Origin of the sequence: Cellulosimicrobium sp. 72-3 (assembly GCF_013127315.1) — a bacterium.
GTDB lineage: Bacteria > Actinomycetota > Actinomycetes > Actinomycetales > Cellulomonadaceae > Cellulosimicrobium > Cellulosimicrobium funkei.
Genome location: NZ_CP053419.1, coordinates 1,187,857 through 1,203,820, shown reverse-complemented (window position 1 = coordinate 1,203,820; position 15,964 = coordinate 1,187,857). Strand labels below are relative to the sequence as shown.

Sequence of the window (15,964 nt, the reverse complement as noted above, 5' to 3'; positions counted from 1 at the left end):
ACCCCACGGTATCCGGGGCGCGGGCGGGTCCCCGCATCCGGACCGCCTGGCGGGCGAACGTCACACGCCGCCCACCGGCCCTCGAGGCCGGGGACAACGTCCTCGGCCGTGGTTCCCGGGCGCGGGACCTTGGACCTTTTGTGCCGTCGCGGGCGCAGGTCACACCGCCGGGCGCCAGGAGGAATAGTGCAGGCCCCCGGTCGATGGGGTTGTATGAAGCCGTAGTCGTTCACGGACCCTTCCCCCGCAGGAGCGTGAGATGAGCACGACCACCGTCACCGAGTCCACCGCCTGGCAGCCCGCCGAGATCGCACCGCTCGACGACGACACCCTGCGTCGGGTCGACGCCTGGTGGCGCGCGGCGAACTACCTCTCGGTCGGCCAGATCTACCTGCTCGACAACCCGCTGCTGCGCACGCCGCTGGACCGCGAGGACGTCAAGCCGCGCCTCCTGGGCCACTGGGGCACCACGCCGGGCCTCAACTTCCTCTACGCGCACCTCAACCGCGCGATCGCGCAGCGCCGCCAGTCGACGATCTACGTCGCCGGCCCCGGCCACGGCGGCCCCGGCCTCGTCGCGAACGCGTACCTCGAGGGGACGTACTCCGAGACCTACTCGGACGTCACCCAGGACACCGAGGGCCTGCGCCGGCTGTTCCGCCAGTTCTCCTTCCCGGGCGGCATCCCGAGCCACGTCGCGCCGGAGACGCCCGGGTCGATCCACGAGGGCGGTGAGCTGGGCTACGCGCTCTCCCACGCGTACGGCGCCGCGTTCGACAACCCCGACCTGCTCGTCGCCGCGGTCGTCGGCGACGGCGAGGCGGAGACGGGCCCGCTCGCGACGAGCTGGCACTCGAACAAGTTCGTGAACGCGCGCAACGACGGCGTCGTCCTGCCGATCCTGCACCTCAACGGCTACAAGATCGCCAACCCGACGGTGCTCGCGCGCATCAGCGACGACGAGCTGCGCGACCTCATGATCGGCTACGGCCACACGCCCTACTTCTTCACGGGCGGGTTCGACGGCGAGGACCACTTCGAGGTGCACCGCCGCTTCGCGCAGCTCCTCGACGAGGTGCTCAACCACATCGCGCAGATCAAGGCCGACGCCGCGGCGGGGAACGACGAGCGTCCCGCGTGGCCGATGATCGTGTTCCGCACGCCGAAGGGCTGGACGTGCCCGCCGGTCATCGACGGCAAGAAGACCGAGGACTCGTGGCGCGCGCACCAGGTGCCGCTCGCGAGCGCCCGGGACACGCCGGAGCACCTCGAGGTGCTGCGCGGCTGGCTCGAGTCCTACCGGGCCGACGAGCTGTTCGACGAGGACGGCCGCCTGGTCGACGACGTCGCCGCGCTCGCCCCCGAGGGCACGCTCCGCATGAGCGACAACCCGCACGCGAACGGCGGCCTCCTGCTCAAGGACCTCCGCCTGCCGGACTTCCGCGACTACGCCGTGGACGTCACCGGGCCGGGCAGCAGCATCGCCGAGTCGACGCGCGTCCTCGGGCAGTGGCTCACCGACGTCGTGCGGAAGAACCCGGACAACTTCCGGATCTTCGGCCCCGACGAGACGGCGTCGAACCGCCTCCAGGCCGTGTACGAGGTCACGGACAAGCAGTGGAACGCCGACTTCTTCGGGCCCGACGTCGACGAGCACCTCGCGCGCGCCGGCCGCGTCATGGAGATGCTGTCGGAGCACCAGTGCCAGGGCTGGCTCGAGGGCTACCTGCTCACCGGGCGGCACGGCCTGTTCACGAGCTACGAGGCCTTCATCCACATCGTCGACTCGATGTTCAACCAGCACGCGAAGTGGCTCAAGGTCACGAACCATATCCCGTGGCGGCGCCCGGTCGCGAGCCTCAACTACCTGCTGTCGAGCCACGTGTGGCGCCAGGACCACAACGGCTTCAGCCACCAGGACCCGGGCTTCATCGACCACGTCGTGAACAAGAAGGCCGAGATCGTCCGCGTCTACCTGCCGCCGGACGCGAACACGCTGCTCTCGACGTACGACCACTGCCTGCGCTCGCGCCAGTACGTGAACGTCGTCGTGGCGGGCAAGCAGCCGGCGCCGCAGTTCCTGTCGATGGACCAGGCGATCGCGCACTGCTCGCGCGGCCTCGGCATCTGGGACTGGGCCGGCACCGAGGTCGAGGGCGAGGACCCGGACGTCGTGCTCGGCGCCGCGGGCGACGTGCCCACGCTCGAGGTGCTCGCCGCGGCGGACATCCTGCGCCGGCGCATCCCCGACCTCAAGGTCCGGGTCGTCAACGTCGTGGACCTCATGCGGCTCCAGGACGAGAAGGAGCACCCGCACGGCCTGTCGGACAAGGACTTCGACACGCTCTTCACGACGGACCGGCCGGTCATCTTCAACTACCACGGCTACCCGTGGCTCATCCACCGCCTCACGTACCGCCGCACGAACCACGCGAACATCCACGTGCGCGGCTACAAGGAGGAGGGCACCACCACCACCCCGTTCGACATGGCCATGCTCAACGACATCGACCGCTACCACCTGGTGATCGACGTCATCGACCGTGTGCCGTCCCTGCGCTCGACCTACGCGGGCCTGCGCCAGGAGATGGTCGACGCGCGGCTGGCGGCCCGCCAGTACACCCGCGAGCACGGGGAGGACATCCCCGAGGTGCGCGACTGGGTGTGGCCGGACGTCGGCGAGACGGCGACCGAGGAGGGTGGCCCGCAGTACAACGGCGCGAGCGCCGCCGTGCAGGACACCGGAGGAGACAACGAGTGAGCGACACCGCTCGCAGCATCTACATCACCTCGCCCGAGGGCGAGACGGGCAAGTCCACGATCGCGCTGGGGGTCCTCGACCTGCTGGTCCGCAAGGTCCAGCGGGTCGGGGTCTTCCGGCCGGTCACCCGGGCCGCCGGCCCGGACGTGCAGGACTACGTGCTCGAGCTCCTGCTCGCGCACGACGGCGTGGACGTCACCGCCGAGCAGGCGATCGGCGTCACGTACGAGGACGTCCACGCCGACCAGGAGGCCGCGCTCTCGCGGATCGTGGCCCGGTACCACGAGGTCGCGAGCCAGTGCGACTTCGTGGTCGTCGTGGGCACGGACTACACCGACGTCGCCGGGCCGACCGAGCTGTCGTTCAACGCGCGCGTCGCGGCGAACCTCGGCGCACCGGTCCTCCTCGTCGTCTCCGGCAAGGGCCGCACGCCCGACGCCGTGGGCAACCTCATCGAGGTGAGCGTCGCCGAGCTGCGCTCGCAGCACGCGCAGCCCATCGGCGTCGTCGCGAACCGCGTGCAGCCGGACGACCTCGACGCGGTGCGCGCGCTGCTCGGGTCGCTGGGACCGGACGGCGAGCCGCTCGCGGGCGGCACGTCGTCGGGCCCGACGGCGCAGCCCGCCCCGGGCACGCGGCTGCCGGGCTGGGCGGTGCCCGAGGACCCGTTCCTCGACGCGCCGACCGTGCGGATCCTCATGGAGGCCGTGGGCGGGACGCTCGCGTTCGGCGAGGAGGAGCTCCTCGCGCGCGAGGCGACCGACCTGCTCGTCGGTGCGATGTCGTTCGAGCACCTGCTCGACCGGCTCACCGACGGCGCCGTCGTCATCACGCCCGGCGACCGGGTGGACATCCTCATCGGGCTGCTCGCCGCCCACTCGGCGTCGGGCTTCCCGTCGCTCGCGGGCGTCATCCTCAACGGCGGGTTCTTCCCGCCCGAGTCGACGGCGCGCCTCGTCGCGGACCTCGACCCGAGCCTGCCGATCATCCGCACCGACCTCGGGACGTTCCGCTCGGCGAGCGCCGCCGCGAGCGCCCGGGGCCGCGTGACCAAGGAGTCGCAGCGCAAGGTCGACACGGCGCTCGCGCTGTTCGAGCAGAGCGTCGACGGCGCGGCGCTCCTCGCGGGGCTCGACGTGCCCCGGCCCGAGGTCGTCACGCCGCTGATGTTCGAGTACGAGCTGCTGTCGCGCGCCCGTGCGGACCGCAAGCACGTCGTGCTGCCCGAGGGCGACGACGACCGCATCCTGCGCGCCGCGTCCACGCTGCTCGGCCGTCAGGTCGCGGAGCTGACGATCCTCGGCGAGGAGCAGAAGGTCCGCGCCCGCGCGGCGGAGCTCGGCCTCGACATCGACGCCGCGCACGTCGTCAGCCCGCACGACCCCGAGCTCGTGGAGCGGTTCGCCGCGGAGTACCAGCGGCTGCGCGCGCACAAGGGCATGACGCTCGAGGAGGCGCGCGAGCGCGTCCAGGACGTCTCCTACTTCGGCACGATGATGGTCCACCTCGGGCTCGCGGACGGCATGGTGTCGGGCGCGAAGCACACGACGGCGCACACCATCAAGCCGTCGTTCGAGATCATCAAGACCCAGCCGGGCGTGTCCGTCGTCTCGTCCGTGTTCCTCATGTGCCTGCAGGACCGCGTGCTCGTCTACGGCGACTGCGCGGTCATCCCCGACCCGACGGCCGAGCAGCTCGCGGACATCGCGATCTCCTCGGCGGCGACGGCGCAGCAGTTCGGCGTCGACCAGCGGGTCGCGATGCTGTCGTACTCGACCGGCGAGTCCGGCTCGGGGGCCGACGTCGACAAGGTGCGCCGGGGCACGGCGCTCGTGCGCGAGCGCCGCCCCGACCTGTTCGTCGAGGGCCCGATCCAGTACGACGCGGCCGTGGACGCGTCCGTCGCGGCGTCGAAGATGCCGGGCTCGGACGTCGCGGGGCGCGCGACCGTGTTCATCTTCCCGGACCTCAACACGGGCAACAACACCTACAAGGCGGTCCAGCGCTCGGCGGGCGCCGTCGCGGTGGGCCCGGTCCTCCAGGGCCTCAACAAGCCGGTGAACGACCTCTCGCGCGGCGCGCTCGTGCAGGACATCGTCAACACCGTCGCGATCACCGCGATCCAGGCGCAGGCCCCGGCCGACGCCGTCGACCCCACCTCTGACTCCCAGGGAGCCACGTCATGACGATCCTGCCCGAGGGCGAGCGCCCCAACCCCTACAGCGCGTACGGCGCGCACGGGTCCGTGCTCGTCATGAACTCGGGGTCGTCCTCGCTCAAGTACCAGCTCGTCAACCCCGTCGGCGGCGAGGCGATCGCCGCGGGCACGATCGAGCGCATCGGCGAGGAGTCCGGGATCATCAAGCACCGGTTCGCCGGGAACACGACGACGCGCGAGGAGCCCGTCGCGGACCACGGGCACGCGCTGCGCATCGCGCTGAGCATGTTCGACGAGGTCGGCCCGACGCTCTCGGACGCCGACGTGTACGCGGTGGGGCACCGCGTCGTGCAGGGCGGCTCGCTGTTCGCCGACCCGGTCCTCGTCGACGACGGCGTGCTCGAGCGGATCCGCTCGCTGTCCCCGCTCGCGCCGCTGCACAACCCGGCGAACGTCAAGGGCATCGAGGTCGCGCGGTCGCTGCTCGGCGACGTGCCGCACGTCGCGGTGTTCGACACCGCGTTCTTCCAGCGGCTGCCGCAGCACGTCGCGACGTACGCCCTGGACGCCGAGGTCGCCGAGAAGTACGCGATCCGGCGCTACGGCGCCCACGGCACGAGCCACCAGTACGTGTCCGGGAAGGTCGCGCGCGTCCTCGGGCGCCGGATCGAGGGTCTCAACACGATCGTCCTGCACCTCGGCAACGGCGCCTCGGCGTCGGCCGTCAAGGGCGGCGTGCCGGTCGAGACCTCGATGGGCCTGACCCCGCTGGAGGGCCTCGTCATGGGCACGCGCACGGGCGACATCGACCCCGCCGTCGTGTTCCACCTCGCGCGCAACGCGGGCATGAGCATCGACGAGATCGACGACCTGTTCAACAAGCGCTCGGGCGTCAAGGGCCTGTCCGGCGTGAACGACTTCCGCGAGCTGCACCGGCTCATGGAGGCCGGCCACGAGGGTGCCCGACTCGCGTTCGACGTGTACATCCACCGGCTGCGCAAGTACGTCGGCGCGTACGCCGCCGTGCTCGGCCGCGTGGACGTCGTCGCCTTCACCGCGGGCGTCGGCGAGCACGACGCCGAGGTGCGCGCCGCCGTCGTCGAGGGGCTCGAGCCGCTCGGCCTCGCCGTCGACCCGGACCGCAACGCCGTCGACTCCGGCGAGCCGCGCGTCATCTCGCCGGACTGGACGAGCACGCTCGTCATGGTGGTCCCGACGATGGAGGAGCTCGCCATCGCGCGCCAGTCGGTCGAGGTCGTCGAGGCGGCCTCGCGCGCCGGCTGATCCCCGCACGCCCGGACTCGTCCGGGTGACACCTGCGCGGCTCAGGCCGCTCCCCGGCCGGTGAGCCGACGCCCGCGCGTCGGCTCGCCGGTCGGTGGCATGCTCGGGCGGTGACCGTTCTCATCGACCCGCCCACGTGGCCCGCGCACGGGACGCTGTTCAGCCATCTGGTGTCCGACGCGTCGCTCGCGGAGCTGCACGCGTTCGCGGCGTCGATCGGCGTGAGCCCGCGGGCGTTCGACCTCGACCACTACGACGTCGCCGCCGAGCGGTACGACGTCGCGGTCGCCGCGGGCGCGGTGCCCGTCGGGGGTCGCGAGCTCGCGCGGCGCCTCGGCGCCTCCGGCCTGCGCGTCCCCGGCCGGGCGCGGCGCGCGGCGAAGGCCGACGCGCTCCTCGCGCGCTGGGACGTGCTCCTCCCGGGCGCGCGTGACGTCGGCGTCGAGCTCGTCGAGCGCTGGCACGAGCCGCACCGCGTCTACCACGGACCCGAGCACCTCGTGCACGCGCTCGACTCGCTCGCGCTCCTGGAAGGACGCCCGCCCGGCGTGCCCGACGCCGCCCGGCCATCCGCCCGCGGAGGTGCCGCCGCGGCGTCGGGCGGCGCGGCGTCGGGCGGAGCGGTATCGGGCGGAGCGGTATCGGGCGGAGCGGTATCGGGCGGAGCGGTATCGGGCGGAGCGGTATCGGGCGGAGCGGCGTCGGGCACGGGCCCGATGCCGGCGGTGACGCAGCTCGCGCTGTGGTTCCACGACGCCGTGCACGACGGCGAGGCGGGCCGCGACGAGGAGCGGTCGGCCGAGCTCGCGGACGCCCGGCTGGCGGGCCACCTCGGTGCCCGCGAGGTCGAGGAGGTCGTGCGGCTCGTGCTCGTGACGACCGACCACGCCCCGGCGCCGGGCGACGGGCCCGGGGCGCTCGTCTCGGACGCCGACCTCGCCGTCCTCGGGTCCGCGCCGGACCGGTACGCGCGCTACGCCCGCCAGGTGCGCGCCGAGTACGCCCACGTGCCCGACGACGCCTTCCGCACCGGGCGGGCCGCCGTCCTGCGCGCGCTGCTCGGAGGCGGCACGCTGTTCCGCACCCCGCAGGCCGCCGCGCTCTGGGAGGACCGCGCCCGCGCCAACCTCACCGCCGAGCTCACGACCCTCACCTCCCCCGCCTGACCCTCTTCCCTTCCTCTCCACCCCAATCCGCCGAACAGGCGGTCTTGGTCCGTCCCGGGCGGCGGACGGACCAGGACCACCTGCTCGGCCAGCCAGGAGCGCCTGGTCGACGCGGCGGCGAGGTTAGGGTCGGGACGTGACCGACGATCCGGCGTCGCCGCCCGCCACCACGGCGTCAGCAGCAGGCCCAACAGCACCGTCGTCCGACAGGTCCTCGTCGGGGCGTCCGCGCCGGTCCCGACGGCGGCGCCTGACCCTGGGGACGGCCGCCGGGCTCGTGGTGCTCGTGCTGGCGCCGTTCGTCGTCGTGCAGGCGGTGGGGCGCGCGCACGTCGCCGACCCCGCGCACGTGCCGCCGAGCGACGCGATCGTCGTCCCGGGTGCGGGCCTGCGGCCGGACGGGACGCCGTCCACGTACCTGCGCCGTCGGCTCGACGCGGCGGCCGAGCTTTACGACCGGGGCGTCGCGCCCGTCGTGCTCGTGAGCGGCGACGCGCACGACGACTACGACGAGCCCGGCTCGATGCGCGCGTGGCTGCTGGGCCGCGGCGTGCCCGACGACGCGATCCTGCTCGACCGCGAGGGCTTCGACACCCACGCGACGTGCACGCGCGCGGCGTCGGAGTTCGGCGTCGGCACGGCGGTGGTCGTCACGCAGGGGTACCACCTGCCGCGCACGCTGTTCTCGTGCCGCGTCGCCGGTCTCGACGCCGTGGGGGTCGGCGTCAGCGCGGCGAGCGTGGAGCCCTGGAAGGCCGTGCTCTACCGCGCCCGCGAGGTCCCCGCGGCCACGAAGGCCGTGCTCGACGCCGTGCTCCGCTGAGCGACGCTCCGTCAGGGCAGGCGCAGGCGGCGCATGACGTCGAGCGCCGACGTGAGGACCTTGCTCGGCAGCTCCCCGCCGAGCTGGTAGAGCGTGTCGAGCGTGAGGCCCTGGTTCGCGCCGCGCTGCACGGAGATCGTCTGCGCCTCGGTGAGCGCCTCGATCCCCTCGCGCCCGTGGCGGCGACCGAGGCCCGACGCCTTGAACCCGCCCATCGGGGCCCCGACGGACCCCCACGTCGCGGAGTAGCCGTCGTTGACGTTGACCGTCCCGGCCTCGACGCGGGCCGCGATCCGGCGGCCCCGGGCGGCGTCGCGCGTCCACACGCTCGCGTTGAGCCCGTACTCGGTGTCGTTCATGACCTCGACGGCCTCGTCGTCGCTCGCGACCCGGCGCACGGAGACGACCGGGCCGAACGTCTCCTCGCGCGCGCACGCCGCGTCGTCGGGCACGTCGTCGAGGACGGTGGGCGCGTAGAACCACGGGCCGATGTCCGCCCGGTGCACGCCGCCCGCGAGGACGCGCGCGCCGCGCGCGATGGCGTCCTCGACGTGGGCGACCACGCGGTCGAGCTGCGCCTGCGACGTGAGCGACCCCATGTCCGCCGAGTAGTCGAGCCCGGCGCCGAGACGCATCTCACGCACGAGGGGCACGAACTCGTCGAGGAACGCGTCCGCCACGTCCTCGTGCAGCACGAGCCGCTCGATCGACACGCAGAGCTGGCCGGAGTTGGAGAAGCACGCGCGCACGGCGCCGCGCGCGGCGGCGCGCACGTCGGCGTCGGCCGCGACGTAGAGCGGGTTCTTGCCGCCCAGCTCGAGCGTCGCGCCGATGAGGCGCTCCCCCGCGCGCGCCGCGACCTTGCGGCCGGTGGCCGTCGAGCCCGTGAACGCGATGTGGTCCACGTGGTCGGTCACCGCGGCGCCGACGTCTCCCCCGCCCGCGACGACGAGGAACAGGTCGGCGGGCAGCCCCGCCTCCTCGAGCAGCTCCGCGCCCCACAGCGCGGTGAGCGTCGTCTGCGGGTCCGGCTTGAGCACGACGGCGTTCCCCGCCACGAGCGCGGGCACGGCCTCGGCGAACGCGAGCGTCAGCGGGTAGTTCCACGGCGCGATGACGCCGACGACGCCGACGGGACGGCGGTGCACGCGCGTGCCGGTGAGCACGGGCAGCATCCCCGGCGCCCGCCGGTCGGCGAGGTAGCGCGGGCCGCGCTGGGCGTAGTGGCGCGTGAGGATCGCGACGTCCGCGACCTCCTCGAACGCGCTGCGCCGCGACTTGCCGGACTCCATCTGGATGAGGTCGAGGCCGTCGGACTGGCGCGCGAGCACGAGCTCGCCGAAGCGCCGCAGCACCGCCGCGCGCTCGCGCACGGAGCGGGCGGCCCAGGCCGGCTGCGCGGCCCGCGCGCGTGCCACGGCACGGGCGACGTCCTCGACGGACGAGACGGGGACCGCGGCGAGCGGGGCTCCCGTGGACGGCAGGACGGAGCGGTGCATGCCCGCCTCGTTGCTCGTGACGACGCGCTGCGCGAGGGGGGCCACGACCTCCGGCTCGAGGACGTAGGTCGCGGCCGGGTTCTCGGGGTCGATCAGGCCGTCCAGCGCGGCGCCGTCGCCGCGCCCGGAGCCGGGTGTGCCGGATGAGCTCGTCATGGGGACAGGCTACGTCGTGGCGCTGACAGCGCGTCGACGGGCTGCTCCCACGTGGTGAGCGCGGGACGGAACCCCTGCCGCGCCCAGAAGGGCGCGGACAGCGGGTTGAGCACGCCGTGGTGCAGCACGACGACGGCGCCCGGCCCGGCCTGCTCGTGCACGCGCGCGAGCGCCGCGTCGACGAGCGCCCCGCCGACCCCGGTACCGCGCGCGCTGCCCGTCACGTGCAGCAGGACGAGGTAGGCGACCGGCCCCGTCGTGACGGTCCCGGCCACGGCCCCGGAGCGCTCCGGCGGCTCGACCGCGACGACACCCACGACCTCGCCCGTCCGCTCCCCCGGCCCCTGGCGGCGCGCCACGAGGACCGTGGTGCGCGGGTGCTCGACGGCGGCGGCGACCTGGGCGGCGAGGTGCTCGGCCGCGAGCGGCCGGACGCGGGCCGCGCCCACGAGCTCGTCGTACGCGAGCTCGGCGCGCTGGTGCTCGACGACGGCGGCCACGTCGTCCGGGCCGGCGTCGGTCAGCACGATCCCGGGGAGGTCGGTGCGGGGCCGGGCCGGCGGGGCGCCGCGACGGGCAGCGAGGTGCACGGTCGGGCGCAGGCCGCTCGCCGCGAGGGCGCCCACGGCCTCGACGTCGCGGCTCGGCCACAGGAGCGCCAGGCCGTGGTCGCGGGGTGCGGGGCCCCGCTCGGGCAGCCCGTCGCCCGCCGGTGCGCTGCCCGGGTCGCGCGCGACGCGCGCCGTCCAGGCCGCGACGAGCGCGCGGACCGCGCCGCCCACGTCCGGTCCCGCCGCGCGCGCCCGCAGCCGGTGCTCGCGCAGCGCGCGGAACCCTGCCGCCGCGGAGCCGGGTCCGACGTCCCCGACGCCGAGGAGCCCCGCGGCCCGGGAGCCGTCCGGGAGCCGCACGGCGAGGAGACGCTCGTCGCCCGCGGTGGCGCCGAGAGCGGGGACCGCCACGAGCGGGTCGAGCGCGGCGACGCGCGCGCCGTGCTCGGCCTCGAGAGCGGCGAGCTCGTCGTCGTCCGGCCGCCAGGCGGCGGGGGTCATCGTCCGGCGTCGCGCGCGTCCGGGGCGCCGAGCGGGCGGCCGAGCACGACGCACTCCTGGTCCGCGTACCCCAGGCGCTCGTAGAAGCCGCGCACCGCGTCGTTCGTGGCGCGCACCATGAGGCGCACGGCCCGCGCGCCCTGCGCGGCGAGCCACGCCTCCGCCGTGACGACCGTCGCACGACCCGCGCCGCGCCCCTGGACGCGTGGGTCGACCGCCACGTAGTAGAGCCAGCCACGGTGCCCGTCGACGCCGGCCATCGCCGTCGCGACGAGCTCCCCGGCCGCGACCCCGGGCGTCTCGGGAGCACCGTCCGGGGCCACCGTGGGCAGGTCGCGCGTCGCACGGCCCACGAGCACCGTCGAGGTCTCGCCCAGGCGGGCGTCGGCGAGGTCGCGGTACGGGTCGTTCCAGGGCCGGGTGAGCCCGCACTCCCGCCACAGCGCGACGACCGCCTCGACGTCGGCGTCCTCGACCTCGGTGAAGACCAGGTCGGTGGAGGCCTCCGTCGAGACCGCGTCCGCGACGTCCGTCTCCGGGCGGCCCGCGCCCGCGGCGGGCACGGAGCCGTTGCCGCCCGGCGCGCCGTCGCCGGCGTGCGTCAGGCGCGGACCGTCGGCGATGCGTCCGGCCACGGCGGGCTCAGCGGGGCTGGTACGGGGAGACGACGACCTCGACGCGCTGGAACTCCTTGAGGTCCGAGTACCCGGTCGTCGCCATGGCCCGGCGGAGCGCGCCGACGAGGTTGAGCGTGCCGTCCGCCTGGCGGCCCGGCCCGAAGAGGATCTCCTCGAGCGTGCCGGCCGTGCCGACACGCACGCGCTCGCCGCGCGGGAGCTGGGCGTGGTGCGCCTCCGAGCCCCAGTGCCAGCCCTTGCCCGGCGCCTCCTCGGCCCGCGCGAGCGCCGCGCCGAGCATGACCGCGTCGGCGCCGCACGCGACCGCCTTGACGAGGTCGCCCGACCGGCCGACGCCGCCGTCCGCGATGACGTGCACGTAGCGGCCGCCCGACTCGTCGAGGTAGTCGCGGCGGGCCGCCGCGACGTCCGCGACCGCGGTCGCCATGGGCGCGTGGATGCCGAGCGAGACCCGCGTGGTGTGGGCGGCGCCGCCGCCGAAGCCGACGAGGACGCCCGCGGCGCCCGTGCGCATGAGGTGCAGCGCCGCGGTGTACGTGGACGCGCCGCCCACGACGACCGGGACGTCGAGCTCGTAGATGAAGCGCTTGAGGTTGAGCGGCTCCGCGACGCCGGACACGTGCTCGGCGGAGACCGTCGTGCCGCGGATGACGAACAGGTCGACGCCGGCGTCGACCACCGTCTGGTAGTGCTCCTGGGTGCGCTGCGGCGACAGGGCCGCGGCGACGGTGACGCCCGCCGCACGGATCTCCTTGAGGCGCTGCGTGATGAGGTCGGCCTTGATGGGCTCGGCGTAGATCTCCTGCATGCGGCGCGTCGCCTCGAGCGGCTCGAGCGCGGCGATCTCCTCGAGGAGCGCGGTCGGGTCGTCGTAGCGGGTCCACAGGCCCTCGAGGTCGAGGACGCCGAGGCCGCCGTGGTTGCCGAGCGCGACGGCGGTCGCCGGGCTCATGACCGAGTCCATGGGCGCCGCGAGGATCGGCAGGTCGAAGTGGTAGGCGTCGATCTGCCAGCCGACCGACACCTCCTCCGGGTCGCGCGTGCGCCGCGAGGGCACGACGGCGACGTCGTCGAAGGAGAACGCGCGCCGACCGCGCTTGCCACGTCCGATCTCGATCTCGTTGCTCACCGGGTCAGCCTACCGGCGGGCCGTGCCCGTCACCTGCACCGACCACCGTGTGGGTGGGCGCTGGCAGGGTGACGCTCGTCGCCGGGACGTCCGGCGACGACGGGAGCGCCGGGCGCCCCGGGCCCCGACCGGACGGCAGAGGTGGACCATGACGACGACGCCCTGGACGGCGGGACCGCTGCTCGGTCTCGACACCGAGACCACGGGCCTCGACGTCGACGTCGACCGCGTCGTCACCGCCGCGCTCGTGCTCCGCGAGCCGGGCGCCACGCACGTGCGCACGTGGCTCCTCGACCCGGGTGTCGAGATCCCGGCGGAGGCCACGGGGATCCACGGCATCACGACCGCGCACGCCGCGGCGCACGGGTCGGCCCCCGCCGTCGCGCTCGAGGAGATCGCGGCGCTCGTCGTCGACGCCCAGCGCGACGGCGTCCCCCTCGTCGCCTACAACGCCGCGTTCGACCTCGCGATCCTCGACACCGAGCTCGTGCGGCACGGGCTGCCGACGCTCGCCGCGCGCCTGGGGCGGCCCGTGCGGCCGGTGCTCGACCCGCTCGTGCTCGACCGGGCGTGGGACCCGGCGCGCGAGGGCAAGCGCCGGCTCGTCGACCTGTGCGCGCGCTACGAGGTGCTCGACGTCGGGCCCCTGCACACGGCGGACGGGGACGTGCTCGCGACGCTCGACCTGCTCGACGCGCTCGCGCGCGCGTACCCGGACCTGGCCGGGCTCGGGCCAGTCACGCTGCACGACCTGCAGGTCGTCGCGCACCGGCGGTGGGTCGACTCCCTGGACCCGGACCGCGACCAGCCCTACGTCGGCGCCGGCGCGGACGGGCGCTGGCCGGGCTGACCCGGGCACACACACGCAGCGCCACCTGCAGGCATATCTCATGATGCGGGTGAAGGTCGTGTGATGAAGGCATGGTCGCGGGCCTGAGGGCGCCCGCCGCCGCGTCGATATCTCATCCATGAGTTATCGTCGCTCTCATGACAGCGATCGACGACGCACCTCTCACGCAGGTCGGCGCGCTCATCCGCGGCGCCCGCCAGAACCGGGGTCTCACCCAGACCCAGCTCGCGGAGCGGCTCGGGACGAGCCAGAGCGCCGTGCACCGCATCGAGCAGGGCTCGCAGAACCTCAGCCTGGAGATGCTCAACCGCATCGGGCTCGCGCTCGACTCCGAGATCATCAGCCTCGGCGGCCCCAAGCACGCGCACCTGCGCGTCCAGGGCGGCCACACCCTCTCCGGCCGCATCGAGGTGAACTCCTCCAAGAACGGCGCGGTCGCGCTGCTGTGCGCCTCGCTCCTCAACCGCGGCCGCACCACCCTGCGCGGCGTGGCCCGCATCGTCGAGGTCGACCGCATCGTCGACGTGCTGCGCTCCATCGGCGTGCGGGCCACGTGGACGACGGGCGGCCGGGACCTCGAGATCGTCGTGCCGGAGCGCCTCGACCTGGCCGCGATCGACGTGGACGCCGCGCGCCGCACGCGCTCGATCATCATGTTCCTCGGGCCGCTGCTCGGGCTGCGGGACACGTTCGAGCTCCCGTACGCGGGCGGCTGCGACCTCGGGACCCGCACCGTCGAGCCCCACATGATCGCCCTGCGGCCCTTCGGCCTGGCCGTCACCGCGACGGGCGGGAACTACCACGCGACCGTCGCCCCGGCGTCGGGCACGGACCTGTCGGTCGTCCTCACCGAGCGCGGCGACACCGTCACCGAGAACGCGCTCATGGCCGCGGCCCGCCGCGACGGCGTGACGACGATCCGCAACGCCAGCTCCAACTACATGGTGCAGGACCTGTGCTTCTACCTCGAGCTGCTCGGCGTGCAGGTCGAGGGCATCGGCACGACGACCCTGCGCGTGCACGGCCGCACCGACATCGACGTGGACGTGGAGTACGCCGTCTCGGAGGACCCGGTCGAGGCGATGAGCCTGCTCACCGCGGGCATCGTCACGGGCTCGGAGATCACCGTGGCCCGCGTCCCGATCGAGTTCATGGAGATCGAGCTCGCGACGCTCGCCGAGATGGGCCTGCGGTACACGCTGAGCGCCGAGTACGTGGCGCGCAACGGCCGTTCGCGCCTGGTCGACGTCACGGTGCACTCCAGCGAGCTGCACGCGCCGATCGACAAGATCCACCCCATGCCGTTCCCCGGCCTCAACATCGACAACCTGCCGTTCTTCGCGGTCATCGCCGCGAACGCGCAGGGCACGACGCTCATCCACGACTGGGTCTACGAGGGCCGCGCCATCCACCTCACCGACCTCACGCGGCTCGGCGCCGACGTGCGGCTCCTGGACGCCCACCGGCTCCAGGTGACGGGCCCGACGCGCTGGTCGGGCGCCGAGGTGAGCTGCCCGCCCGCCCTGCGCCCCGCCGTCGTCATCCTGCTCGCGATGCTCGCCGCGAAGGGCACCTCCGTCCTGCGCGGCGTCGACATCATCGCGCGCGGCTACGAGGGCCTCACCGAGCGCCTGCGCGAGCTTGGCGCGAACATCGAGACGTTCCGGGACTGACCCCTCGGCACCCTTGGGGCCGTCAGTTCGCTCGGACCGCGCCGGCACGACCATGACGGGCCGCCCTCCTGCGGGAGGGCGGCCCGTCGTCGTCACTTCGGGTAGACGGCGTCGACCTCCACCTCGACGAGCCAGCCGTCGACCGGCAGGTTCTGGATCTCGAGCGCGAAGCGCGACGGCCGGGCCGCGTTGACCACCATGGGCGCCGTCCGGGCCGAGCCGAGCTGGACCTCGAGCGTCGCGCCGGTCGCGAGGTTCGTGTTCGCGAAGAACTGGCGGTAGGCGCGGTTCCAGCCGGCGAAGTCCATCTTCTCCTGGCCGGCGGGGTTCTGGAGGAACACCCGCATGGAGACGACGTCGTCGTAGGAGAGCCCGGCCCGCTCGAGGTTCTCCCCGATCCGCATGAGGACGTTGATGCCCTGCGCCTCCGTGATCGTCACGCCGGCCGGCAGGACGCCGCCGGGGAAGATGTCGGTCGGGACGTAGCGCTGCTCGGCCGTCGCGCCGGGCGTCGTGTTCATCGCGGCGGGACCGAGGCCGGACGACTTGTACCAGGCGACGTTCTTCCCGATCGCGACGCCGTCGGCGATGGACGGGGTGTCGCCGGTGACGAAGGAGTGGGCCTCGGTCGGCCTCGGCTCGAAGAGCTTCCCGGCGGCGACGGCGGTGCCGGGGACGGCGACGGCGGCGGTGAGGGCGACGGCGACGACGACCTTGGTGCGGTTCTTCATGCAGGCCTCCCAGGGGGACGACGGGCGCCACCCTGGCGCCCGGG

General features: G+C 74.2%; 12 protein-coding genes. 7 read left to right on the top strand and 5 right to left on the bottom strand.

Annotated features, from left to right (window positions below; translation table 11 throughout):
- The first annotated feature begins 259 nt into the window (after nucleotides 1-259).
- The 5 genes from HKK73_RS05425 to HKK73_RS05405 all read left to right on the top strand — a co-directional run bounded on the left by HKK73_RS05425 (nucleotide 260) and on the right by HKK73_RS05405 (nucleotide 8,192).
- Nucleotides 260-2,761, top strand: coding sequence for a phosphoketolase (locus HKK73_RS05425; RefSeq protein WP_021482342.1), 2,502 nt, complete (start codon nucleotides 260-262; stop codon nucleotides 2,759-2,761).
- Nucleotides 2,758-4,947, top strand: a complete 2,190-nt coding sequence (pta, locus tag HKK73_RS05420) for a phosphate acetyltransferase (RefSeq protein ID WP_043656331.1) — start codon at nucleotides 2,758-2,760, stop codon at nucleotides 4,945-4,947. The genes HKK73_RS05425 and pta overlap by 4 nt, the downstream gene beginning before the upstream one ends.
- On the top strand, nucleotides 4,944-6,203 hold the full coding sequence (locus tag HKK73_RS05415) for an acetate/propionate family kinase (protein WP_043656335.1): 1,260 nt from the start codon (nucleotides 4,944-4,946) through the stop codon (nucleotides 6,201-6,203). Before pta ends, HKK73_RS05415 begins: the two co-directional genes overlap by 4 nt.
- 110 nt (nucleotides 6,204-6,313) lie before the next feature.
- Nucleotides 6,314-7,369: a DUF4031 domain-containing protein gene (locus tag HKK73_RS05410; protein ID WP_171467583.1), complete on the top strand. Its 1,056-nt coding sequence runs from the start codon at nucleotides 6,314-6,316 to the stop codon at nucleotides 7,367-7,369.
- A gap of 277 nt (nucleotides 7,370-7,646) precedes the next feature.
- Nucleotides 7,647-8,192: a vancomycin high temperature exclusion protein gene (locus tag HKK73_RS05405; protein ID WP_253705799.1), complete on the top strand. Its 546-nt coding sequence runs from the start codon at nucleotides 7,647-7,649 to the stop codon at nucleotides 8,190-8,192.
- Nucleotides 8,193-8,203: 11 nt separating this feature from the next.
- Here HKK73_RS05405 and HKK73_RS05400 read toward each other — a convergent pair whose 3' ends face one another.
- Genes HKK73_RS05400 through HKK73_RS05385 form a run of 4 tightly spaced genes read right to left on the bottom strand, consistent with a single transcriptional unit; the run spans nucleotide 8,204 to nucleotide 12,666 of the window.
- A complete protein-coding gene (locus tag HKK73_RS05400) occupies nucleotides 8,204-9,847 on the bottom strand; it encodes a succinic semialdehyde dehydrogenase (protein ID WP_082774668.1) in 1,644 nt (547 codons plus the stop codon).
- Nucleotides 9,844-10,899, bottom strand: coding sequence for a GNAT family N-acetyltransferase (locus HKK73_RS05395; RefSeq protein ID WP_144722365.1), 1,056 nt, complete (start codon nucleotides 10,897-10,899; stop codon nucleotides 9,844-9,846). Before HKK73_RS05395 ends, HKK73_RS05400 begins: the two co-directional genes overlap by 4 nt.
- A complete protein-coding gene (locus tag HKK73_RS05390; RefSeq protein WP_370512489.1) occupies nucleotides 10,896-11,534 on the bottom strand; it encodes a GNAT family N-acetyltransferase in 639 nt (212 codons plus the stop codon). The genes HKK73_RS05395 and HKK73_RS05390 overlap by 4 nt, the downstream gene beginning before the upstream one ends.
- A 7-nt stretch (nucleotides 11,535-11,541) precedes the next feature.
- On the bottom strand, nucleotides 11,542-12,666 hold the full coding sequence (locus HKK73_RS05385) for a GuaB3 family IMP dehydrogenase-related protein (protein ID WP_043655795.1): 1,125 nt from the start codon (nucleotides 12,664-12,666) through the stop codon (nucleotides 11,542-11,544).
- A 148-nt stretch (nucleotides 12,667-12,814) separates the two neighbouring features.
- Here HKK73_RS05385 and HKK73_RS05380 point away from each other — a divergent pair, with 148 nt between their 5' ends.
- Together HKK73_RS05380 and HKK73_RS05375 are read left to right on the top strand one after the other, a co-directional pair.
- Nucleotides 12,815-13,516: an exonuclease domain-containing protein gene (locus HKK73_RS05380; RefSeq protein WP_114553188.1), complete on the top strand. Its 702-nt coding sequence runs from the start codon at nucleotides 12,815-12,817 to the stop codon at nucleotides 13,514-13,516.
- A gap of 137 nt (nucleotides 13,517-13,653) precedes the next feature.
- Entirely contained in the window at nucleotides 13,654-15,189 is a 1,536-nt protein-coding gene (locus HKK73_RS05375; protein ID WP_171467582.1) for a UDP-N-acetylglucosamine 1-carboxyvinyltransferase, read from the top strand.
- Between the two features lie 92 nt (nucleotides 15,190-15,281).
- On the opposite strand, the gene HKK73_RS05370 is transcribed toward HKK73_RS05375, so the two are convergent.
- Nucleotides 15,282-15,920, bottom strand: coding sequence for a Rid family hydrolase (locus HKK73_RS05370; RefSeq protein WP_171467581.1), 639 nt, complete (start codon nucleotides 15,918-15,920; stop codon nucleotides 15,282-15,284).
- Between the last annotated feature and the right edge of the window lie 44 nt (nucleotides 15,921-15,964).

Excerpts from the sequence above, each read along its gene's own strand:
- HKK73_RS05395 (WP_144722365.1), bottom strand. The coding sequence starts at position 10,899 with ATGACCCCCGCCGCCTGGCGGCCGGACGACGACGAGCTCGCCGCTCTC.
- HKK73_RS05415 (WP_043656335.1), top strand. The coding sequence starts at position 4,944 with ATGACGATCCTGCCCGAGGGCGAGCGCCCCAACCCCTACAGCGCGTAC.
- HKK73_RS05375 (WP_171467582.1), top strand. The coding sequence starts at position 13,654 with ATGACAGCGATCGACGACGCACCTCTCACGCAGGTCGGCGCGCTCATC.
- HKK73_RS05400 (WP_082774668.1), bottom strand. The coding sequence starts at position 9,847 with ATGACGAGCTCATCCGGCACACCCGGCTCCGGGCGCGGCGACGGCGCC.
- HKK73_RS05380 (WP_114553188.1), top strand. The coding sequence starts at position 12,815 with ATGACGACGACGCCCTGGACGGCGGGACCGCTGCTCGGTCTCGACACC.
- HKK73_RS05425 (WP_021482342.1), top strand. The coding sequence starts at position 260 with ATGAGCACGACCACCGTCACCGAGTCCACCGCCTGGCAGCCCGCCGAG.
- HKK73_RS05370 (WP_171467581.1), bottom strand. The coding sequence starts at position 15,920 with ATGAAGAACCGCACCAAGGTCGTCGTCGCCGTCGCCCTCACCGCCGCC.